The sequence below is a fragment of the Mesorhizobium sp. P2_B5 genome (assembly GCF_056404775.1).
Map to the genome: position 1 here is coordinate 1060652 of NZ_JBFUDJ010000002.1, position 21464 is coordinate 1082115.

Below are 21464 nucleotides of genomic sequence, written 5' to 3' on the forward strand. Positions count from 1 at the left end.
TCCACTTTTGCTGATCGTACTCCAAGGCCAACGCCTGAGTGGAGGTCAGCCATGGGTACTCGCGCCGGAGGACGACGCACGGGACCGAAATGCATTGCCATAGTCGGTCCCTTTGCAAGCGGTAAGACGACACTTCTCGAAGCCATCCTCGCCCGTACGGGCGCCATCCCTCGCCAAAATCCCGTTTCATCGGGAACCACCGTTTCCGATCATTCGCCAGAGGCGCGCGCTCATGCCATGAGCGTCGAGGCGACCTTTGCCACAACCGAATTCATGGGCGAGCAACTCACCTTCGTCGACTGTCCCGGCTCGATCGAATTCTCCTTCGAGGCCGAGCCGGTGCTGGCCGCCTGCGACCTCGCCGTGGTTGTCGCCGAGGCCGACGAGAAGAAGATCCCGGCCTTGCAGCTCATCATGCGCAAGCTCGATGATCTCGGCGTGCCGCGCATCCTGTTCCTCAACAAGGTCGACAAGGCGATCGCCGGCGTGCGCGACACGCTGAAGATGCTGCAGCCGACGAGCGCGGCACCATTGCTGCTGCGCCAGATTCCGCTGCGCAAAGACAGTGTGGTGATCGGTTCGATCGACCTGGCGCTGGAGCGCGCCTACATCTACCGCGAATATGCCGAAAGCCAGGTCGCCGAGATTCCGGGCGACGAAAAGGCGCGCGAGCTGGAAGCCCGCTTCTCCATGCTGGAGACGCTCGCCGATCACGACGACCAGCTGATGGAGCAGTTGCTGGAGGAGATCGAACCGCCGAAAGACGCGGTCTTCGACGATCTGTCCGCCGACCTGCGCGCCGGCGTCATAACGCCGGTGCTGATCGGCACCGCCGAAAAGGGCAATGGCGTGCTGCGTCTGTTGAAGGCGATCCGCCATGACGCGCCGGATGTCGAGGCGACCCGCAAGCGACTCGGCGTCCCGGACGGCAACCAGACTGTCGTCCAGGTGATGAAGACCATCCACACCGCGCATGGCGGCAAGCTGTCTGTGTCACGCATCCTGTCGGGCCAGCTCGCCGACGCCACAGAGCTTTTCCTGTCGAACGGCGAGACGGCGAAGGTCTCCGGCATCTACAAGATGCTCGGCAAGGACCAGTCCAAGCTCACCGCCGCCAAGGCTGGCGACACGGTGGCGCTGGGCAAGCTGGACGAGGTCAAGACCGGCCAGACGTTGAGCTCCACCAAGGGCGGCATCAAGCCGCTGCTTACGCTGACGCCGCCGCAGCCGGTCTTTGCTTTTGCGCTACGGCCCAAGGAGCGCAAGGACGAGGTCAAGATGTCGGCGGCCATCCAGCGCCTGGCCGAGGAAGATCCCTCGCTCACCCTGCGCCACAATCAGGACTCGGCCGAAACCGTGCTGTCCGGCCATGGCGAGATGCATCTGCGGGTCGTACGCGAGCGGCTGGAAGGCAAGAACCAGATCCCGGTCGAAGGCCACGCGCCTGCCGTCCCCTATCGCGAGACGATCCGCAAGACGGTGCAGCAGCGCGGCCGCCACAAGAAGCAGTCCGGCGGCCATGGCCAGTTCGGCGATGTGGTGATCGAGATCAAGCCGCTGCCGCGCGGTTCCGGCTTCCAGTTCTCGGACACCATCACCGGCGGCGTCGTGCCCAAGACCTACATCCAGTCGGTCGAAACCGGCGTGCGCGATTATCTGAAATCCGGCCCGCTCGGCTTCCCTGTGGTCGATGTCGCCGTCAACCTCTCCGACGGCTCCTACCATGCCGTCGATTCATCCGACATGGCCTTCCAGATGGCAGCCAAACTCGCGATGAAGGAAGGCATGGCGGCGTGCTCGCCGGTGCTGCTCGAGCCGGTAATGAAGGTCGAGATCGTCACCCCGTCCGAAGCCACCTCGAAGATCATCGCGCTGATCCCGCAGCGGCGCGGCCAGATCCTCGGCTACGACGCGCGGCCCGACTGGCCGGGATGGGATGTCGTCGAGGCGACCATGCCGCAGGCCGAGATCGGCGATCTGATCATCGAACTGCGCTCGGCGACCGCCGGCGTCGCCAGCTATCGCTGTGCCTTCGATCATATGGCCGAGCTTACGGGGCGGTTGGCCGACGAGGCGATGAACGCCAACGGCAAGGCTGCCTGACAGGCGGTGGCTGATCCGCACAAAAAACGGCGCCCGGACGATCCGGACGCCGCTCCTATTGCGGACCGTCTTCTTGGGAGGAAAACGGCAGGTCCGCCGCATGTATCCGCCGCGCCATACGGCACAGGCAGACGAATAGGTTCGGACGCGGTAGCCGCCTGAGCCCGGATCTTCCGAGTGATGCCCCCATCTCCCGGACGAACCACACCGCGTCCTATGATCTGCTTAAACGATGAATCGCGCCTGCGACATGTTACCTGAGGTTACATGTCACTGTTACGCGGCAATTCCGGTCGGTTTTTCGCCGGTTGCGGCAGGCCTGAAAACAAAAAAGCCGGATCAACGAAGATCCGGCTGAGTTTGATTGGAAGTGCCTGTTAAGGCTAACCTCCAGAGGGGAACACTCGAGGGCGCTAATGGGAGGAGAACGCGCCCAGGAGATGGTCTATATATGTGCTCATCATGCCCAAGAAACAAGCATCTATTTTGCAACACACGCATGCAAAAAGGCGCAGGCTGTGGTCTAACCCATTTTTGAGCACGGTAGGACCAGAAAAAGACCTCAAATAGCCTGCGCGACCGGCCCATAGCTGCCACAGAACCGTAACCGGACCCGATTTTTGCGCCAAAGCGCAAAAACACCAAATGACATAGAATCAGGCAGAGCGCGTTTATTTTTGCGGCAGCGGCCAGAATCGGAAGGCCAGGCGTCAGCAAGGGAGACCTGAAATGCGGACACCCCAGGCGATCGCCGGCAGCGCGGTCTTCTTCATCGCAGCGCCTTGCGTCGTCGCCGGTGTGGTGCCCTGGGTGCTGACGGACCACTACCATCTGCCGCTGTCGACTGTGCCCGGTTTCGTTCCCCTCGGCTGGCTTCTGATCGTCGCGGCCATCGCCCTGCTCGTTCATTCCTTCGCCCGCTTTGCGCTTGAAGGCCTCGGCACGCCGGCGCCTGTCGCGCCCACCGAGCGACTGGTGATCGGCGGCGTCTACCGCCATGTCCGCAACCCGATGTATGTCGCCGTGCTGTCGATCATCCTCGGCCAGGCGCTGCTGTTTTCAAGCTGGACCGTCGTCGCCTATGCCGTCATCGGCGCGATCGTCATGGGCTCCTTCGTGAAGCTCTACGAAGAGCCGACGCTGGCCCGCCGCTATGGCGCCGAATACGAGACCTACCGCCGCAACGTCCCCGGCTGGTTGCCGCGGCTGACGCCGTGGCGGGAATAGCTACAGAGCATCGTGGGGATCAAAACGACCAGCTACGCGCTTTCGCGATGATGAAATCGCGGAACACGTGCAGCTTGGCCTGGTTCTTCATCGCGTCGGGATAGGCGAAATAGGTGTCGAAGGACGGCACCTCGGTCTCTGGCAAAAGCTGCACCAGATCCGACTCCTTGGAGATCACATAGTCTGGCAGCATGGCGATGCCGGCGCCGCCCTGCACGGCGCGCTTGATCGACAATATGTCGTTGATCTGCAGCGTCGGCACCCTCTGCCCGCCTTCGAAATCGCCGATCGTTTCCAGCCAGTTCAGTTCCGACAGATGCGACGGCACCGGCACGCCGAAGGTGACGATGCGGTGGTTCTTCAGATCGGCGACCGAGGTCGGCTTGCCGTGTTTGCCGACATAGGCCGGCGAGGCATAGAGGTGGAAATGCACGGTGAACAGGCGGCGCTGGATCAGATCGGGCTGCTGCGGCTGGCGCAGCCGGATCGCGCAATCGGCCTGTCGCATGGTGAGGTCGAGTTCCTCATTGGCCAGGATCAGCTGCAGGCTGATTTCCGGATAGAGCTCGATGAATTCCTGCACCCGCTCGGTCAGCCAGCCGGCGCCAAGCCCGACAGTGGTCGTCACCCTGAGCACGCCGGACGGCCGGTCCTTGGCTTCGGTCAGCCGCGACTTGATGGTCTCCAGCTTCATCAGCACGTCATGCGCTGTGCGGAACAGCATCTCGCCCTGCTCAGTCAGCACCAGGCCGCGCGCATGGCGGTTGAACAGCGGCACCCCGACATCATGTTCGAGCGCGCTGACCTGGCGCGAAATCGCCGATTGCGACAGATGCAATGTCTCGGCGGCATGGGTGAACGACCCAGCCTCCGCCGCAGCGTGAAACACGCGAAGCTTGTCCCAGTCCAACGCCATTGAGTTCCCCTCGTTCTGTTTTTGGCGTCTGAATGAAAAATCAGGCTTTTGAACGGCTTGCTCTGCCGTCTTGATAGATTTTATTCCGCCGCTTCGCGGAGCACCTCGATGCCGGCCAGGTACTTTTCCGCCTCGAGCGCGGCCATGCAGCCGAGCCCGGCGGCGGTCACCGCCTGACGGTAGATGTCGTCGGTCACGTCGCCGGCGGCAAACACGCCGGGCACGTCGGTGCGGGTCGAATCTGGCGCCGTCCACAGATAGCCATTCGGCTTCTGCTTCAGCTTGCCGACAAACAGCTCCACCGCCGGCGCATGGCCGATCGCCACGAACACACCGTCGACCTTGAGATGGCTGATCTCGCCCGTCACCGCATTCTTGAGCTTCAGCCCTTCGACCGAAGGTGGCAGCGGCGTCTTGCCGGGCCGGCCGGTGATCTCGTCGACGATCGTGTCCCAGATGACGCGGACATTGTCCTTCTTCAACAGCCGCTCACGCAGGATGCGCTCGGCGCGGAAATCATTGCGCCGATGAATGACGGTCACGCTCTTCGCCAGATTGGAGAGATAGAGCGCCTCCTCCACCGCCGAATTGCCGCCGCCGATCACCGCGACATCCTTGCCGCGGTAGAAAAAGCCGTCGCAGGTGGCGCAGGCCGACACGCCGAAGCCCATGAAGGTCTGCTCGGTCGGAATGCCCAGCCACTTCGCCTGCGCGCCGGTGGCGATGATCAGCGCGTCCGCCGTGTAGGTGGTGCCGGAATCGCCCTTGGCGCGGAACGGCCGCACGTTGAGATCGACCTCGGTGATGATGTCGTTGATGATGTCGGTGCCGACATGCTCGGCCTGCTTCAGCATCTGCTCCATCAGCCACGGACCCTGGATCGGATCGGCGAAGCCCGGATAGTTTTCGACATCGGTGGTGATCATCAACTGGCCGCCCTGCTGCAGGCCGGCGACGAGCATCGGCTTCAGCATGGCGCGCGCGGCATAGACCGCGGCGGTATAGCCGGCCGGGCCGGAACCGATGATAAGGACAGGCGCATGTTTGGTGGTCATCTAAAGCCTCTGCGGGGCAGACAATCGAGTGTGCCTTGGAAAAAGACGTGAAATGTCGCTGGTAATGTAAGGGTTGCCAACCACGCCAGCAAGACGAACGGGCCGTCGTCCCCGGAAAGCTTCGGCCCATAGGCATATTCGCGCAATCGCCGCTTTCGTTACCGCCCTAAAATCGCCTGACCAAGGGCTGGCATCGACACAAAAGTCGTTTAATGACGAGATCGCGAAAGATTCTTGCGCTTAAGCTGAGACAGCCATGCCCCTGAAAGCCGACCTCGACGCCATCGACTGGAAGATTTTGCGTGAGCTTCAGGGCGACGGGCGCATGACCAATGTCGAACTGTCGAGCCGCGTCGGCATTTCCGCCCCGCCCTGCCTGCGCCGTGTCCGGCGGCTGGAGGAAACCGGCATCATCAGGGGCTATCGCGCCTTGCTCAACGCGCCGGCGCTCGGCATGGACGTCGTCGCCTTCTGCCTGATCGGCCTGCATCACCAGGCCGATGCGGAGCTCAAAACCTTCGCCGAGCGTACGCGCGGCTGGCCGATCGTGCGCGACGCCTGGATGGTATCGGGCGAATCCGATTTTCTGCTGCATTGCGTGGCGAGTGACCTCGGCACCTTCCAGACCTTCGTCATCGAACAGCTGGCCTCGGCGCCCAATGTCGACACGGTGCGCACCGCACTCACCATCCGCCGCGTCAAGGATGAAGGGCTGGTGGCGTTTTCGACCTAAGCCAAAAAACTTCCTTAAAATCGTTATAAAACAACTGGATAAGGCCGGAACCTGAATCGATTTTGCAGATCAAGCCGAGAGCGCTTCGATCGCCGTCAGCAGTCCGTCCCGATCATTGCACTTGCGCAGCGGCAGAACCTCAAATCCCGGTTGCTTGCTTTCCACGCCGTCGACCAGCCAGCCGCGCGGTAGGCCGGCTCGCCGGCCGGCTTCCATGTCCGCCCGCTTGTCGCCGACGATCAGCGAGTGCCCAAGATCGAGGTGAAGACGTTTCTGCGCCTCGAACAGCATGCCCGGATTGGGCTTGCGCATCGGGTGGTCGGCGACCGCCAGTGGCCCGCTGCCCGCCTCGTGATAGGCGCAGGCCAGAACCATATCGACCACGGCATTGCCATCGGCAAGCAGTTCTAGAACCCGGCCGTTGACGGCGGCAAATTCCTTCCAGCCGAAATAGCCCCGTGCAATGCCGGACTGGTTGCTGACGATCACGACCGGGATGTTGCCCCGGTTAGCTGCCGCGATGACCGGCACGATGCCGTCGCGCAGCGCCATTTTGGCTGGATCGTCGGGATAACCGGTATCGACATTGATGGTGCCGTCGCGGTCGAGGAACAGCGCCGGCGTGTTGGCCGGGAACACCCGTGAACCGACCCGCTCGACCCACAGGCCGGGCTCAGCCAGCGGGTATGGGCCGGAGGCGCCGGTGTCAGCCATCGCTGAGACGCGCTTCGACCACTTCGCAGAGATAATGGTAGAGGCACAGATGCCCCTGCTGGATGATCGGCGTCGAGGTCGAGGGCACGTTGAGCAGGATGTCGGTGAGCGGCTTCAGCTTGCCGCCGGTGTCGCCGGTAAGACTGATCACCGTCATGTCCATCATCCGTGCCTGCTCGGCGGCCGCAAGGATGCTCGGCGAATTGCCGCTGGTCGAGATCGCCAGAAGCACGCCGCCGGCGGCGCCATGCGCCTCGACCTGACGCGAAAACACCGTGTCGAAGCCGTAGTCATTGCCCCATGCAGTCAGCACGGCGGCATTGGCTGGCAGCGCGATGACATTGTAGGCCTTGCGCTCCCTAAGGAAGCGGCCGACCAGTTCGCCGGCAATGTGGATGGCGTCGCTGGCCGAACCGCCATTGCCAGCGATCAGCAAAGCCTTACCGGACGAAAGCGCGGTGACGATAGCCACTGCCGCCCGCTCCATCTCGCCGGTCAGGTCGCGCTCGACCATCGCGTTGATCGCAGCCGCCGAGCGGACAAGGTAATCGTTCAGTCCGGACATGAAATCCCTCAGTTGGTGGCGCCACCGGCGCGCAATTTGCCGATCGTGCCGGTGGTGCTCTTGCCGGCGACGAGATCGACCAGCACGACACGGCCGCCCGCCTTCTGCACCACATCGGCGCCGACCACGGTTTCGACGGTGTAGTCGGCGCCCTTGACCAGAATGTCGGGCAGCAGCGCCTCGATCAGCGCCAGCGGCGTGTCCTCCTCGAACACGACGACGGCGTCGACGGAAGCCAAAGCGGCGAGCACACAGGCGCGGTCATGCTGGTCGTTGACCGGGCGCCCCGGCCCTTTCAGCCGGCGCACCGAGGCGTCGCTGTTGAGCCCGAGCACCAACCGATCGCACTGGCTGCGCGCCGCGTGTAGCAGGCTGACATGGCCTGCATGGAGGATGTCGAAACAGCCATTGGTGAAGCCGACGGTCAAACCCTCATCCTTCCACGTCGCCACCATGCGAGCGGCCGATGCGGCATCGAGGATGGCGTCCTTGTGCGCGGTCGGGCCATGCGAGCGAAACAGCGCGCCGGTTAGCTCCTCGACGGTGAGCCGCGCCGTGCCGCGCTTGCCGACCACCACGCCACCGGCAGCATTGGCGATGGAGGCGGCCATGACGCGATCGGCGCCCGCGGCCAGGGCCAGCGCGAAGCTGGCGATCACCGTGTCGCCGGCGCCCGAAACGTCGAACACTTCGCGCGCCTGGGTGGCGATGTGGCGCGCCTCATCTGCGCCGACGACGCTCATGCCCTTTTCGCTGCGGGTGGCGACGACAAAGTCGAAGCCGTGCGCCGTAATCAATTCGCGAGCCGCAGCCACAATCTCGTCATCGGCGAAAACCGGATGACCGACCGCTTCACCAAGCTCCTTGCGGTTGGGGGTGATGGCGGTCGCGCCGGCATAGCGCGCATAATCGCGCCCCTTGGGGTCGACCAGCACCGGCTTCTCGGCCTCGCGGCAGATGGCGATCAGTTCGGCGGCCACGCCGTCGAGCAGGATGCCCTTGCCGTAATCGGACAGGATGACGATGTCGGCGCGAGAGAGTGCTTCCCGGAAATGCTGGATCAGGCCTGCCCGCTCGGCCACGTCGAGCGGCTTGATCTCTTCCTCGTCGAAGCGCAACACCTGCTGGTTGAGCGCGCTGAAGCGGCTCTTCGACGACGTCATGCGGCCGCGCTCCTGCGCCAGGCCCGCCGTATCGGCGCCGAGTTCGCGCAGCATGCGCATGAGATTGTCGCCGGCCACATCGGTGCCGATCACCGAGACCGGTATAGCGGCTGCACCCAGCGAAACGATGTTGGCGACGACATTGCCGGCGCCGCCCATCGTCGAGGTCTCGCCGCGCCCGTGCAGCACCGGAATCGGCGCTTCCGGCGATATCCGCTCGATGACGCCATTGACGAAACGGTCGAGGATGAAGTCACCGACCACCAGCACGGCGACGTCGCCAAAGCGGGCAATGGCGCGGTGCAAAGGTTCGGGCGAAGGCGGATCGTGCTTGATCATGTCACTGGCAATGCGAGGGAAAGGCCGATCTCAATCACGCTGAAAATTGTCAATTTACGGGCCGGATCGTTCATGGCGAAGCCGATATACCGCAAATCCACGCAGCGCAACGTCAGGCAGCCGTCAGCTCTTCTGCAACGCAACGTGGACGCCCAGTCCAACCAGCACCGCCCCGCCCGCCCGCTGCATCATCCGCTGCGCCCGGCTGGAGCGCTTGAGCCGGACGATGACCGCACCGGCCAAAAACACGCAGACGATATCGGCGGAAGAAAACATCAGATTGACGATGGTGCCCAAAACGACGAACTGCAGCCAGACTGGCAAAGCCGCCGAGGCATCGATGAACTGCGGCAGGAACGCCATGAAGAAGATCGCCGTCTTCGGATTGAGCACCTCGACGGTGATGCTCTCGAAAAAGGCCCGTCGCGCCGATTTCCGCTCGATGGCCGGCAATGCCGCATCGCCCTCCCCGCGCTTGCGAAACAGCGAGACACCAAGCCAGATCAGGTAGAGCGCGCCGATCAGCTTAACCGCCATGTAGAGCGGCGGCACGGCGTGGAACAGCACCGACAGGCCGGCGGCCGCGGCAAAGACATGGAAATAGCCGCCAAGATGGATGCCGAGTGCCGCCGTCAGCCCCGACCAGCGCCCGCGCGCCATGGTCTGCGCGGCCGCGTAAAGCATGGCTGGACCCGGGATGTAGGCGAAGATCGCCGTGGTGACGAAAAACGCAATGAGCAGTTCGGTCGACGGCATTTTTGTCCCTCACTATGTGGGCTTCGACTGAGGCGGGGAGCCTTGCAGCCCAATGGCGCAGCCGCCTGCTTCATCGACAGCCCGGCTGGCCTCCCTTATAAGGACCGGAATCGCAAGCAACCAGAGGCCTTCATGATCATCGTCACGGGCGGCGCCGGCATGATCGGCTCCAACATAGTCGCCGCACTCAACGCCGAAGGCCATGACGACATAATCGTCGTCGATGACCTCACCGATGGCCACAAGATCGCCAATCTGGCCGATCTCAAGATCGCCGACTATCTCGACAAGGACGAATTCCTGCCGCGCCTGGAAGCCGGCGACCTCGGCCGCATCGAGGCTGTGTTCCATCAGGGCGCCTGCTCGACCACCACCGAGTGGAACGGCAAGTACATGATGGATGTGAACTACGCCTATTCGAAGCGGCTGCTGCATGCCTGCCTGTCGCTGCGGGTCCCCTTCCTCTACGCCTCCTCGGCCTCGGTCTATGGCGGCGGTTCGGAGTTTCGCGAGGATCCGGCGCTGGAGCGGCCGCTCAATGTCTATGCCTATTCGAAAAAACTGTTCGACGATTATGTCAGGCGGACCGTCTTCGATACCGACCATTCGCAGGTCACCGGCCTGCGCTATTTCAACGTCTACGGGCCGCGCGAGGCGCACAAGGGCGCCATGGCCTCAGTCGCCTTCCATCTGTTCAACCAGGTCGGGCGCGGCGAAAACCCGAAGCTGTTCGGCGCCTATGACGGTTTTGGCCCTGGCGAACAGAGCCGCGACTTCATTCATGTCGGCGATGTCGCCGACGTCAATCTGTGGCTGTGGAAGCGGGGCTCAAGCGGCATCTTCAACTGCGGCACCGGCCGCGCCCAGCCGTTCCGCGCCATCGCTGAAACCGTCATCGACACGCTGGGCAAAGGCGAGATCGAGTTCATCGAATTCCCCGACCATCTCAAGGGCAGCTACCAGAGTTTTACCCAGGCTGATATGTCCCGCTTGCGCGCAGCCGGCTATAACGGGCAATTCCGCAGTGTGGAAACCGGCGTCAGAGACTATGTCGAATGGCTGAAAGCCCAACGATCCTCGTGATCGGCCCACGCTGGGTGGGCGACATGGTCATGGCGCAGTGCCTGTTTTCGGCGCTGAAGGAACTCCATCCCAACGCCGCCATCGACGTGCTGGCTCCGGCCTGGGCAGCCCCCTTGGTCAAGCGCATGCCCGAACTGCGCCAGCAGATTGATTTTCCGCTGAAACCCGGCGCGCTCGAATTCACCATTCGCCGCCGCTTCGGCCGCCTGCTGCGCGGCCGCTACGACATGGCGTATGTCCTGCCGGGGAGCTGGAAATCGGCGCTGATCCCGTTCTTTGCCCGCATTCCACGTCGCTTCGGCAATTTGCGCGAAATGCGCTATGGCCTGCTGACCGACATCGTTCCGCTGCCCGACAGCGTCAAGCGGCGCACCGCGCAGGCCTATTTCGGCCTTGCCCAAGGCGGACATTTCCAGCCGCCGCACCTCACCGTCGATACCGGCAACCAGAAAGAGCTTCTGGCCCGCTTCGAGCTGCAGCCGGGAAAATTCGTCGCCATGATGCCCGGCGCCGAATTCGGCCCGGCCAAACGCTGGCCGAGCGAAAGCTATGCCGGCCTCGCCCGCGAGATGATGGCAAAAGGTTTTCGGGTCGCGCTGTTCGGCTCGAAGAATGATCGCGATGTCACCGCCGAGATTTCAGCACTGGCACCCGGCGTCGTCGATCTCGCCGGCAAGACACGGCTGGAGGACGCCATCGACCTGATCGCGGCGGCACGACTGGCGGTGTCCAATGACAGCGGGCTGATGCATGTCGCGGCTGCCGTCGGCACGCCGGTCGTCGCCGTCTACGGTTCGACCTCGCCTGAAAACACGCCGCCGCTGGCTAAACAGCGCGAGCTGATCTGGCTGCATCTGTCCTGCTCGCCCTGCCACCAGAAGACCTGCCCGCTCGGCCATCTCAACTGCCTGAAGACGCTCGACGTCGCCCGCGTGGCAGCGGCGGCGGATCGTTTGCTGGAAATCCCGGCCGCCGCATGAAGGTGCTGATCGTCAAGACATCGTCGATGGGCGACGTCATCCACACCTTCCCCGCCGTCGAGGATGCGCGCCGCAACCGCCCTGACATTTCCTTTGATTGGTGTGTCGAGGAGGCCTTTGCCGGCATCGTCGCGCTGCATCCGGCGATCGCAACCATCCACAAGGTGGCGATCCGGCGCTGGCGCAAGCAGCTTTTCGATAGCGGTACATGGCGCGAGATGGCCGGCCTGCGCCGGGAACTGCACGCGGCCCAGTACGATCTGGTCATCGATGCGCAAGGGTTGTTGAAGTCGGCCTTTGTCGCCATCCAGGCCGCCGCGCCGGTTGCCGGTTTCGACCAAGCAAGCGCGCGGGAACCCTCGGCAACGTTGTTTTACAAGCGCAAATACGCCGTGCCGCGCGACCTGCACGCCATTGAACGCACGCGCCGGCTGTTCGGGCTGGCGCTTGGTTACGAGCCGGATTTATCGGCGCTGGCATCGGGGATTGTGCCGCCTCCGGGCGGCCTGGCCGGCATCGATGGCAAAACGGCCTTCCTGCTGCACGGCACCAGCCGCGAGGACAAGAAATGGCCGGCCGAAGACTGGATCGGAGCCGCTCGCCTGCTGGTTGGGCGGAGGATGACGCCGGTCACCACCTGGTCGAACGAGCGCGAGAAGGCCGTGGCCGAGGCGATCGCGCAAGCGGTGCCGGCAACAATCGTGGTGCCGAAATCGCCGCTATCCGACATCGCCGCGATCCTCGGCCGTTCGACGCTGGTCATCGGCGCCGACACCGGCCTGACCCACCTCGCCAGTGCCTTCGGCCTGCCAACTGTCGCGGTATTCCTGGCGACGGAGCCGGGGTTAACCGGCCCGCGCGGGCAATATGCCTCAACGCTGCTGGCCGCATCAGGGGAGCGCTTGACGCCGGCTGAGGTTGTGGCGGAAGCTGAAAAGCAACTGGCGCTCAAATCCAGAGCGCCGGCTTAGAACCTTTCGGAATTATCTGAGGTCCTAGATGAACTGCACCTGGACGATCTCGTAGCCCCTGGCACCGCCGGGCGCATTGACCTCGATGGCGTCGCCGACTTCCTTGCCGATGAGCGCGCGCGCGATCGGCGACGAGATCGAGATGCGGCCAGATTTCACGTCCGCTTCCTGGTCGCCAACGATCTGGTAGGTCTTCTTTTCCTCGGTGTCCTCGTCGACCAGCACCACCGTGGCGCCGAACTTGACCTTGTCGCCGCTGAGCTTGGTAACGTCGATCACTTCGGCCCGCGCGATATAATCTTCGAGCTCGTTGACGCGGCCCTCATTGAGGCTCTGCGACTCCTTGGCGGCATGATATTCGGCATTTTCGGACAGGTCGCCATGCGAGCGCGCTTCGGAGATCGCCTCGATGATGCGCGGCCGCTCTTCCTGCTGGCGCCAACGCAGTTCTTCCTTCAATGACGCGAACCCCTCGCCTGTCATCGGGACCTTGTTCATGATGCCTAACCTTTCCTGCCGCCACCCCCGCGTTTCGGGGAAAGCCTTGTCGATGGGTACAAAAAGAAAACGGGTCCGGCAGCCTCGGGCTAACGGAACCGTTTCACCGCAATTTCCCCTAATATAGCGATCTTCGCGCGCTTTTCACGCTGAAAAAGCGGGCTTTTGAAAAATCATGAGCCGATTGTGCAGTTGCCGTGGCGGAATGCGCGTTGTGTTGCGGCTAAGACAACAAAAAGCCGGCTGCGATTGCTCGCAACCGGCCCAGAGAAGCCATTGGGGTGGGGTCAGCTTCTCATGAAATGGTAGATCTGTTCGGCCAGCATGCCGTATTCGCGCGAGCCTTTGCCGGTGCGCTTCTCGATCTCGGCCAGCTGCTCCTGGGCGCCAGCCAGGTCGCCGATCTGCAGATGCGCCTCGCCGAGATATTCGCGCACCAGCGTGTAATCGGGATTGATGCGCAGCGCTTCCTCGTAATAGCCGAGCCCGACCGTGACGCGGCCGGAATGGCGGTGCGAATAGCCGAGATAGTTGAGGATGCGCGGATCCTGCTTGTTGGCGGCCAGGCTGAGCACGGCGATCGCCTCATCATAGCGGCCGGCCATCGCCAGATCGTGGCCGGCCTCATAGATATTGTTGTCGTCGAGCATGCCGTATTTCGGCGCGACGCACTTCTTGAGCTTCTTGTCCCAGACCTCGCCCTTCTTGCATTTCGTGCTCCCGCCGTCACCGCCTCCGCCGCCCTCGCCGGCGGTAAATGCTGGCGCCGCAAACAGCGGCAGAGCGACAACAGCTAGAACTTGAATCAGCAAACGTCTGCGCATCGAAGCCTCCTTGAGGGATAATGATGAAATGCTAACGCCAGGCGGACGCCATTTCATCCCGGAAAAGCCGCGCCGCGAAAACTATTTGCCAAAACCACTTCAAAAGACAGGCGGGCAAGTCGGAATCCCGCCGGCGGTGAGCCAAGCCGGCCGAACGGACGTGACGCGCGCTGCAAATCCGCTATCATCCGGGAAATGACCAGCGGAGTGCGAGAGAGTGCAACAGCGCCGTGAACGGGAATGGGAGCTATCGATCGGCCCGGACACCGTGCGGCTGTTCATTCTCAAGGCAAAGGGTCTGAGCGCTGCCGTCAACGAAGACTATACCGACGGCGCCGAGCATGAGGTCGAGTTCGACGGCGACACGCACGACAATCACCACCATGACGGGCTTGCGGAGGAGAGCTCGGAAAACCTCACCGAGGAAGAGCTGCGCGAACTGATCAACGACCTCAATGTCGACGAGGCGGCCGAATTGATCGCGCTGGCCTGGGTCGGCCGCGGCGACTATGACGCAGCGGAATGGTCCGATGCGGTTGCCGCCGCGCGCGAGCGCGCCAACAAGCGCACGGCAAAATATCTGCTCGGCATGCCGCTTCTGGCCGACTGGCTGGAAGAAGGGCTGGAGGCGATCGGCGCGTAACGCCGGGGTAACCGATCGTGATCGGGCGCATGCGCTTTTCCCGGCAACCTCCGCAAGCCCACGCCGTTTAGGACCGATGGCGGCGCTTGTCTTTTCCAGAATGTGCGGGTTGGCGCTGGCCATGGTGGTGGCCGGATTGCTCACGACGCCTGCCGACGCGAAGCACAGACGGCCTCACAAGCCGTCCTGGGTTGAGCAACTGCTGACACAACGGGCCGACCAGCCGTCAAAGGCGCGCAGCAAGCATCGCCCGAAATCACGCGGCAAGCGGCATATCGTGCCGAACCAGGCGGAACCGAAAACGCCGGATCCGCAGCCCTCAGCTGACGACATTCCGGTGCCCAAGGCGCGCCCCGAGGAAGCGCAGAAGACCGACGCCGCAAAGACCGAAGAGCAAAAGACCAGTGGTGCACCCAACCGGTCCGATGACGATCGGTTCAATGAAGAAAAATCCCGATATAAGAAACAGGCGCGGCCCGAACCGTCAGCCCCAGAGCCGTCAGGCTCGGAGCCGTCAGCCAATACCGAGAGTAGGCCTGAGCCGCCGGCAGTGGTGCCCGTTCCGACACAAAGGCCCGACGTCACAAAGCCGGAGGTAGAGCCGCCGGTCGTCGCCCCGCAACCGTCTGAAAAACCCGCGGATGCCGACGACAAGAAGATGCTCCCCGACCCTCGCTCGGGCGATTTGCCCGATGCAAAAATGCCGGCGGAGGAAGTTGCCTGTCGCGAGCGGCTGACGGCGCTTGGCGTCGAATTCGAAGAGCACAAGGCGGAAAGTAATCCCGATATCGGCTGCTCGATCCCCTATCCCATCGTGCTGAAGACGCTCGGGAAATCCATCGCCATCGGCCCCGCGACCGAGCTCAACTGCCCGATGGCCGAAGCGGCCGCCCGCTTTGCCGCCAATGTCATCCAGCCCACGGCAAAGGCTGAATTCGGCGCCGACCTGAAATCGATCAACCAGGCATCGGCCTTCGTCTGCCGGCCGCGCAATGGCACACGCAAACTGTCGGAACACGCATTCGGCAACGCCTTCGATATCGCCAGCTTCACCTTGTCTGACGGCCGGAAGATCGAAGTCGGTCCAACGCCGCCCGAGAAGGACGGCAAATTCCTCAACGCGGTGCGCAAGGCTGCCTGCGGACCGTTCAAGACCGTGCTCGGACCGGGCGCGGACTCTGATCACGCCCTGCATTTCCATCTCGATCTCGAACCGCGTCGGCACGGCGGCACCTTCTGCCAATGATCGTCCGCCTGCCGCATTTCAGCCGCAGGCGTGAATGCGGCCGCTGAGTTTTCCTTTACCCTTGATCGTTAAAATCCCACCGATCAGGGACAGGGATTCCGCCCATGGCCGGAATATTTCGCGCCGCCGCGATGGTCGCGCGCCAATCGAAACGCGCAGCGATGGTGGCCGCCGGCCTTGCGCTGGCCGCCGTTTCTGCCTGCAACACCGGCAGCGTGCTGTCGCTGCAGCCGGCCGTCGATGTCGGCGCCCAGACTGCTGCCGTACCGCAGTATGAAGGCATGCAGAAGCTCGTCCCGTCCAATCCCTACATGACCGCCGCCTATCCGCGCATGGACGAGCCGATGTCGGAGCCCGAGCAGATGCCGGCCAGCGAAACCGACTGCCGTGGAGAATTGCGGCGACTCGGCGTCGTCTACACCGATGTCCAGCCGATCCATGAGGGACAGTGCGGCATCGACTATCCGGTCAAGGTTTCGGCCATTGGCGGCATCCAGATGAAACCGGCGGCGACATTGACCTGCGACATGGCCGCCAGCTTCGCCGCCTGGACGAAGAACGAACTCGTTCCCTCCGCCCGCTGGCGCTATTTCTCCGGCGTCAAGACCATCCACCAGGGCTCGAGCTATTCCTGCCGCAACATCGCTGGCGAAGGTGTTTTGTCCGAGCACGGCAAGGGCAACGCGCTCGACGTCATGAGCATCGAGCTCAACAATGGCGACGACATCGACGTGCGCAAGCCCGGCCTGTTCGCTTTCCGCACCCGTGGCTTCCTCAACAATGTGCGCGCCGACGGCTGCCAGTATTTCACCACCGTGCTCGGTCCCGGCTACAATTACGACCACCGCAACCATTTCCATTTCGACATCAAGAACCGCAAGAGCGGCTACCGCGCCTGCCGCTAGCCGGCTCTTTGCCAAAGCCCCGTCACGCCGCATAAAGTGACGCCTCGCAGGCAGGCGGCGACAGGTGGGACAGAGAAGCCTCAGACGACGCGCAACGATCTGGCTTGCGGCTTTCGTGGCCGCCTGGCTGGCGCTCGCCTATGTCGCCGCACCTGAATTCTGGACATTCAGGGATCGCGGCTTTCGCAAGCAGACCTTCGAGATGGTGACGCACACGCCGCAAGGCATTCCTGGCGACCCGATCAATGTCGGCCTTGTCGGCAGCGAAAAGGAGCTTGTGCATGCCTTCGCCGTGGCCGGTTGGGACACGGCAGACGGCGTGACGCTGAAGACAGCGATCGAAATCGGGGAAAGCGTGCTGTTCGACCATCCCTATCCCGACGCCCCGGTCAGCCGGCTGCTGTTCGAAGGCCGCGCCCAGGACCTCGCCTTTGAAAAACCGGTCGGCGACAGCGCCGACCGGCGTCATCATGTCCGCTTCTGGCGCACCGATGCGACCGGCGACGATGGCCGCCCGCTCTGGCTGGGCTCGGCCAGCTTCGATCGTGGCGTTGGGCTGAGCCACGACACCGGCGCCATTACCCACCATATCGGCCCCGACATCGACGCTGAGCGCGATCTCGTGATCCACGACCTGAGTGCGGCCGGCATGGTGATCTCGGTGAGCGATATCCCCGGCATCGGCGCCACCAAAGCCGGACGCAATGGCGGCGGCGATCCCTATTTCACCGACGGCAAGGCCATCGTCGGCGTGCTCAGGCAACTTCCCTGAACCACTGTCATTTTTCAAAAATCAACGCGGACTATTTTCCAGCGGCCTGCGGCAATGCTATTGACCCCTGATGCTATACGTCGAAATCGCTACCGTGGTCGTCCTCATCTGTGTGAACGGCCTTCTGTCGATGTCGGAGCTCGCCATCGTTTCGTCGCGCCCGGCACGGCTCAAGGCGATGATCGACCGCGGCGTCAATGGCGCCGGGCGCGCGCTGGCGCTCGGCTCCAACCCCGGCAAATTCCTGTCGTCCGTGCAGATCGGCATCACCTTGGTAGGGGTGTTGTCGGGCGCCTTCTCCGGCGCCACGCTGGGTGACAGGCTGTCGGTCTTCCTGGCCTCGACCGGCATCCGCGAGAGCGTCGCCGACCCGCTCGGCGTAGGCATCGTCGTCGCCATCATCACCTATTTCTCGCTGATTGTCGGCGAACTGGTGCCCAAGCAGATCGCATTGCGCGATCCGGAACGCGTTGCTGCCCGCGCCGCTCCGGCGATGACCATCCTTGCCACTGTCTCGGCGCCGCTCGTCTTCCTGCTCGACATTTCCGGCCGCGCCATATTGTGGCTGCTCGGCCAGCGCGGCGAAAGCGACGAGAAGGTCACCGACGAGGAGATCAAGATGCTGGTCGCCGAGGCCGAGCATCACGGCACCATCGAATCCGACGAGCGGCGCATGATTGCCGGCGTCATGCGGCTCGGCGACCGCGCCGTGCGCGCGGTGATGACGCCGCGCACCGAGGTCGACTGGATCAATCTGCAGGCCGATGAGAGCGCCATCCGCAAGCTGTTGATGGACACTCAGCATTCGCGCCTGCCGGCGGGCGATGGCGGCGTCGATGTCATGGTCGGCGTCGTCCAGACCCGCGACGTGCTGGCGGCGATCCTTGCCGGCCGCCCGCTCGACCCACGCAAGCACGTGCGCGCCGCCCCCATCGTCTATGACCAGGCCGACGCGCTGGACGTGCTGCAGAAGCTGAAGGATTCCGACGTGCCGATGGCCCTGGTGCATGACGAATACGGCCATTTCGAAGGCATCGTCACCCCCGCCGACATTCTCGAAGCCATCACCGGCGTGTTCCGCGCCGACCTCGATGCCGGCGAGGAGGAAAACGCCGTCAAGCGCGAGGATGGCTCATGGCTGCTCGCCGGCTACATGCAGGCCGACGAGATGGCCGAAGTTCTCGGCATCGACCTGCCGGAGAACCGCGACTACGAGACCGTCGCCGGCTATGTGCTGTCGCACATGCACCATCTGCCGGCGACCGGCGAATGCGTCGACGCGCAAGGTTGGCGCTTCGAGGTCGTCGACCTTGACGGCCGCCGCATCGACAAACTGATCGCCACCCGCCTGCCCAGCGGCCATCGCGAAGTGGTGCGCTGACAACAGCGCCGCTTCAGACCGCAGCTTCGATCGGTTCGGCAAGTCTGGGATTGGAACGCGAGGCGATCAGGCAACTGGCAACGATCAGGGCGGCGCCAGCCAGCGTGGTCCAGGTCGCCGCCTCGTCGAAGAACAGCCAGCCAAACACGATCGCCCAGATGAAGGCCGAGTACTCCGTCGGGATCAGATATTGCGCTTCGGCGCGCGCATAGGACCAGCTCATCAGGTATTGGCCGGAGAGCGACAGTGCCGTCACGCCGGCCAAGGGAAGCCAGAGATTGCCCGGCAGGGAAACCGCCAGCCAGGGCGCGGCGGGGAGAAGGACAGCGGCAACGCACAGGTTCTGGAACAGCATGATCTCGACTGGTTTGGCCACCAGCGCCTGCCGCCGCGAGAGGATCAGATTGTAGGCGTAGAACACCGTCGATGCGAGCACAGCCACCGTGCCAAGCAGAGCATCCCCGGTATAGTTCCCTTGCCCGAACTGTCCGGCCATGATGATGACGACACCGGCAATGCCCGCCAGCGACGCCCAGATCGCCTGCCGCTGTATGCGTTCGCCCAAGAGCAGCGCGGCCAGCAGAAGAGCAAACAGCGGCGCGACGAAACTAAGCCCGATCCCATCCGCCAGCGGCAGCCTGGCAAGCCCCCAGAAGAACGACAGCAGGACGATACCGACGACGATGGCGCGTAGCGCGTGCAGTCTGAGCACGGAGGGCGTGGGAAGCGAGCGCGGCCCCGCCGCCCAGGCCGTGCCCGCGACCACGGTCGCGAGCATGCTGCGCCACAGCACCGTGTTGTAGACGCCGACGGCGATGACCAAGATCTTCATCGCCGCATCCATGGCCGACAGAAGGAAGATCGCAAGCGCGCAGACCAGCACCGGGATCATAGGGGAAACGACGCCTGTCAGGCTGGGTGATTTCACGGGGACCGCTCATGTGATGGATCGCGGCCGATATATCAGGGCAAAACGGCAGGGCCAGATGGCAGCCCTGTCCATATGCCGGTCCAAGGCAAGTTTGCCTCAGTGCGCGTCCGGCGGCGGCGCCTTCGGCGTGACGTTGCGCAGGAAGGGAACCAGCGCGGTGGCGATGACGAAGGCAACCATGATGACCAGGAACGCATCGGCATAGGCCATGGTGGAGGCCTCGCGATAGGCAAGTTGCCAGAGCTCCTTCAGCGCCGCGGCATGACCATCGTCGACAGCACCCGGCAGCTACCCATAGCGCTGCCCGACATTGTCGAGGAGCCGCATCGCCGCCTCGTTTTGCGGCGTCAGATGCGAGGCGATGGTCAGAAAATGGAAGTTGGTGCGGTCGTTCAGGATCGCGCCACAAATGGCGATGCCCACCGCGCCGCCCAGATTGCGCATCGTATTGAACAAGCCGCTGGCATACTTCAGCCGCTCCGGCGGCAGGCTGCCGAGGCCGAGATTGACGCTTGGCGCCACGGCGAAGACCTGCGGAAACCCACGAAAGATTTGCGGCAGAAGCAGTTGCGCGGCGCCCCACTGGCTGGTGATGGCGCTGAAGCTCCACATCGAGGCGCCGAAAGATGCCAGCCCGAACATCATCAGCCAGCGCGTGTCGAAGCGCTTGGCGAGGAAGATGTAGACGGGCACGCCGACCATCGAGGCGACGCCGGTGGAAAACACCGCCACCCCGGTCTGGAAGGCGTCGTAGCCGCGGACATAGCCGAGGAACAGCGGCGTCAGATAGATCGTGGCAAAGATGCCGATGCCGGTGACGAAGGAGAGGAAGCAGCCGATGGCAAAGTTGCGGTTGCCGAAGGCGCGAAAGTAGACCACCGGCTGCGCATAGGTCAGGCTGCGGATGACGAACAGAACCAGGGTAACGCTGGCAATGATGGCGCCGTTGCGGATCGTTGCGTCGTCGAACCAGTTCCAGCGCGTGCCCTCCTCCAGCACATATTCGGCCGTGCCGAGGCTGACCGCCATCAGCACCATGCCGATATAGTCAGCGCCCTTCAGCAGCGACGGATCGGCCTTGTCGATCTTGACCAGCAGCGCGACGAGGATGGTGATGATGGTGCCGGGAATGACGTTGACATAAAACAGCCAATGCCAGCTCAGCGTGTCGGTGATCCAGCCGCCGATCACGGGGCCGAGCGTTGGCGCGATCGACGCGATGCTGCCGACCACCGCCGCCGCATAGACCCGCCTCGGCCCCTGGAAATAGTGGAACGACGAGGTGAACACGGTCGGGATCATCGACGCGCCGAGCAGCCCCTGCAGTGCGCGGAACACGATCATGCTTTCGATGCTCCAGGCGAAGCCGCACAGCATGCTGGCCAGCGTGAAGCCGGCTGCCGAGAAGGTGAAAAGCCAGCGTGTCGAGAACACGCGGGTCAGCCAGCCCGACAGCGGGATGACGATGATTTCCGCCACGAGGTAAGAGGTCTGCACCCAGCCGATCTGGTCCTGTGCCGCCGACAGACCACCACCGATGTCCTGCAGCGAGGACGCCACGATCTGGATGTCGAGCAGCGCGATGAACATCCCCACGCACATCACCATGAACGGCAGGATGCTGGTGATGAAGGATTCCTGGCGCTCCGGCATGGCGTC

21 protein-coding genes are annotated in these 21464 nt (G+C 63.4%); 11 read left to right on the forward strand and 10 right to left on the reverse strand.

From position 1 onward, the window contains the following. The first annotated feature begins 51 nt into the window (after positions 1 to 51). Together AC1D1N_RS11555 and AC1D1N_RS11560 are read left to right on the forward strand one after the other, a co-directional pair. Positions 52 to 2103 carry an elongation factor G gene (locus tag AC1D1N_RS11555; protein WP_477348639.1) on the forward strand — a complete coding sequence of 684 codons (2052 nt, stop codon included), beginning with the start codon at positions 52 to 54 and terminating at the stop codon, positions 2101 to 2103. Between the two features lie 729 nt (positions 2104 to 2832). Beyond that, positions 2833 to 3330, forward strand: coding sequence for a methyltransferase family protein (locus tag AC1D1N_RS11560; protein ID WP_477348641.1), 498 nt, complete (start codon positions 2833 to 2835; stop codon positions 3328 to 3330). A gap of 19 nt (positions 3331 to 3349) precedes the next feature. Here AC1D1N_RS11560 and AC1D1N_RS11565 read toward each other — a convergent pair whose 3' ends face one another. Beyond that, positions 3350 to 4246 (reverse strand): LysR family transcriptional regulator, encoded by an 897-nt coding sequence (locus AC1D1N_RS11565; RefSeq protein WP_181058731.1) that lies wholly within the window; start codon positions 4244 to 4246, stop codon positions 3350 to 3352. An 80-nt stretch (positions 4247 to 4326) separates the two neighbouring features. After that, positions 4327 to 5301 (reverse strand): thioredoxin-disulfide reductase, encoded by a 975-nt coding sequence (gene trxB, locus AC1D1N_RS11570; protein WP_112560992.1) that lies wholly within the window; start codon positions 5299 to 5301, stop codon positions 4327 to 4329. Between the two features lie 256 nt (positions 5302 to 5557). Between trxB and AC1D1N_RS11575 the strand changes: the two genes are divergently transcribed. Further along, a complete protein-coding gene (locus AC1D1N_RS11575; RefSeq protein WP_436260995.1) occupies positions 5558 to 6034 on the forward strand; it encodes an Lrp/AsnC family transcriptional regulator in 477 nt (158 codons plus the stop codon). Between the two features lie 69 nt (positions 6035 to 6103). Here AC1D1N_RS11575 and AC1D1N_RS11580 read toward each other — a convergent pair whose 3' ends face one another. The 4 genes from AC1D1N_RS11580 to AC1D1N_RS11595 all read right to left on the reverse strand — a co-directional run bounded on the left by AC1D1N_RS11580 (position 6104) and on the right by AC1D1N_RS11595 (position 9571). Next, complete coding sequence (locus tag AC1D1N_RS11580; protein WP_436260996.1) at positions 6104 to 6748, reverse strand: D-glycero-alpha-D-manno-heptose-1,7-bisphosphate 7-phosphatase; 645 nt, start codon at positions 6746 to 6748, stop codon at positions 6104 to 6106. Beyond that, positions 6741 to 7313, reverse strand: coding sequence for a D-sedoheptulose-7-phosphate isomerase (locus AC1D1N_RS11585; RefSeq protein WP_436260997.1), 573 nt, complete (start codon positions 7311 to 7313; stop codon positions 6741 to 6743). Before AC1D1N_RS11585 ends, AC1D1N_RS11580 begins: the two co-directional genes overlap by 8 nt. Positions 7314 to 7321: 8 nt before the next feature. After that, entirely contained in the window at positions 7322 to 8815 is a 1494-nt protein-coding gene (gene rfaE1 / locus AC1D1N_RS11590) for a D-glycero-beta-D-manno-heptose-7-phosphate kinase (protein ID WP_477348643.1), read from the reverse strand. Between the two features lie 123 nt (positions 8816 to 8938). Continuing rightward, positions 8939 to 9571 carry a LysE family translocator gene (locus AC1D1N_RS11595; protein ID WP_436260999.1) on the reverse strand — a complete coding sequence of 211 codons (633 nt, stop codon included), beginning with the start codon at positions 9569 to 9571 and terminating at the stop codon, positions 8939 to 8941. A gap of 132 nt (positions 9572 to 9703) precedes the next feature. On the opposite strand from AC1D1N_RS11595, the gene rfaD reads away from it, so the two are divergent. From rfaD to waaC, 3 genes are read left to right on the forward strand one after another with little or no spacing between them, the layout of a single operon-like run. Further along, complete coding sequence (gene rfaD, locus AC1D1N_RS11600; RefSeq protein ID WP_436261000.1) at positions 9704 to 10654, forward strand: ADP-glyceromanno-heptose 6-epimerase; 951 nt, start codon at positions 9704 to 9706, stop codon at positions 10652 to 10654. After that, a complete protein-coding gene (waaF, locus tag AC1D1N_RS11605) occupies positions 10627 to 11634 on the forward strand; it encodes a lipopolysaccharide heptosyltransferase II (protein ID WP_477348644.1) in 1008 nt (335 codons plus the stop codon). Before rfaD ends, waaF begins: the two co-directional genes overlap by 28 nt. After that, a complete protein-coding gene (waaC, locus tag AC1D1N_RS11610; protein ID WP_436261002.1) occupies positions 11631 to 12605 on the forward strand; it encodes a lipopolysaccharide heptosyltransferase I in 975 nt (324 codons plus the stop codon). Before waaF ends, waaC begins: the two co-directional genes overlap by 4 nt. Before the next feature lie 24 nt (positions 12606 to 12629). On the opposite strand, the gene greA is transcribed toward waaC, so the two are convergent. Both greA and AC1D1N_RS11620 read right to left on the reverse strand, forming a co-directional pair. After that, complete coding sequence (gene greA, locus AC1D1N_RS11615) at positions 12630 to 13103, reverse strand: transcription elongation factor GreA (RefSeq protein ID WP_181058741.1); 474 nt, start codon at positions 13101 to 13103, stop codon at positions 12630 to 12632. 287 nt (positions 13104 to 13390) lie between these two features. Continuing rightward, a complete protein-coding gene (locus AC1D1N_RS11620) occupies positions 13391 to 13927 on the reverse strand; it encodes a tetratricopeptide repeat protein (protein WP_436261003.1) in 537 nt (178 codons plus the stop codon). A 217-nt stretch (positions 13928 to 14144) separates the two neighbouring features. Between AC1D1N_RS11620 and AC1D1N_RS11625 the strand changes: the two genes are divergently transcribed. The 5 genes from AC1D1N_RS11625 (at position 14145) to AC1D1N_RS11645 (ending at position 18874) form a co-directional block, all read left to right on the forward strand. After that, complete coding sequence (locus AC1D1N_RS11625; RefSeq protein WP_112561002.1) at positions 14145 to 14570, forward strand: DUF3775 domain-containing protein; 426 nt, start codon at positions 14145 to 14147, stop codon at positions 14568 to 14570. Positions 14571 to 14646: 76 nt separating this feature from the next. Further along, positions 14647 to 15816 carry an extensin-like domain-containing protein gene (locus AC1D1N_RS11630; protein WP_477348647.1) on the forward strand — a complete coding sequence of 390 codons (1170 nt, stop codon included), beginning with the start codon at positions 14647 to 14649 and terminating at the stop codon, positions 15814 to 15816. A gap of 104 nt (positions 15817 to 15920) precedes the next feature. After that, entirely contained in the window at positions 15921 to 16721 is an 801-nt protein-coding gene (locus AC1D1N_RS11635) for an extensin-like domain-containing protein (RefSeq protein WP_436261006.1), read from the forward strand. Positions 16722 to 16785: 64 nt separating this feature from the next. After that, positions 16786 to 17493: an LssY C-terminal domain-containing protein gene (locus AC1D1N_RS11640; protein ID WP_477348649.1), complete on the forward strand. Its 708-nt coding sequence runs from the start codon at positions 16786 to 16788 to the stop codon at positions 17491 to 17493. A 70-nt stretch (positions 17494 to 17563) separates the two neighbouring features. Beyond that, the gene (locus AC1D1N_RS11645) at positions 17564 to 18874 is read left to right on the forward strand and encodes a hemolysin family protein (RefSeq protein ID WP_436261008.1); all 1311 of its coding nucleotides are present in this window, start codon (positions 17564 to 17566) and stop codon (positions 18872 to 18874) included. Positions 18875 to 18887: 13 nt separating this feature from the next. Here AC1D1N_RS11645 and AC1D1N_RS11650 read toward each other — a convergent pair whose 3' ends face one another. Both AC1D1N_RS11650 and AC1D1N_RS11655 read right to left on the reverse strand, forming a co-directional pair. After that, positions 18888 to 19766 (reverse strand): DMT family transporter, encoded by an 879-nt coding sequence (locus tag AC1D1N_RS11650; protein ID WP_436262044.1) that lies wholly within the window; start codon positions 19764 to 19766, stop codon positions 18888 to 18890. 327 nt (positions 19767 to 20093) lie between these two features. Then, complete coding sequence (locus AC1D1N_RS11655; RefSeq protein WP_436261009.1) at positions 20094 to 21458, reverse strand: DHA2 family efflux MFS transporter permease subunit; 1365 nt, start codon at positions 21456 to 21458, stop codon at positions 20094 to 20096. Between the last annotated feature and the right edge of the window lie 6 nt (positions 21459 to 21464).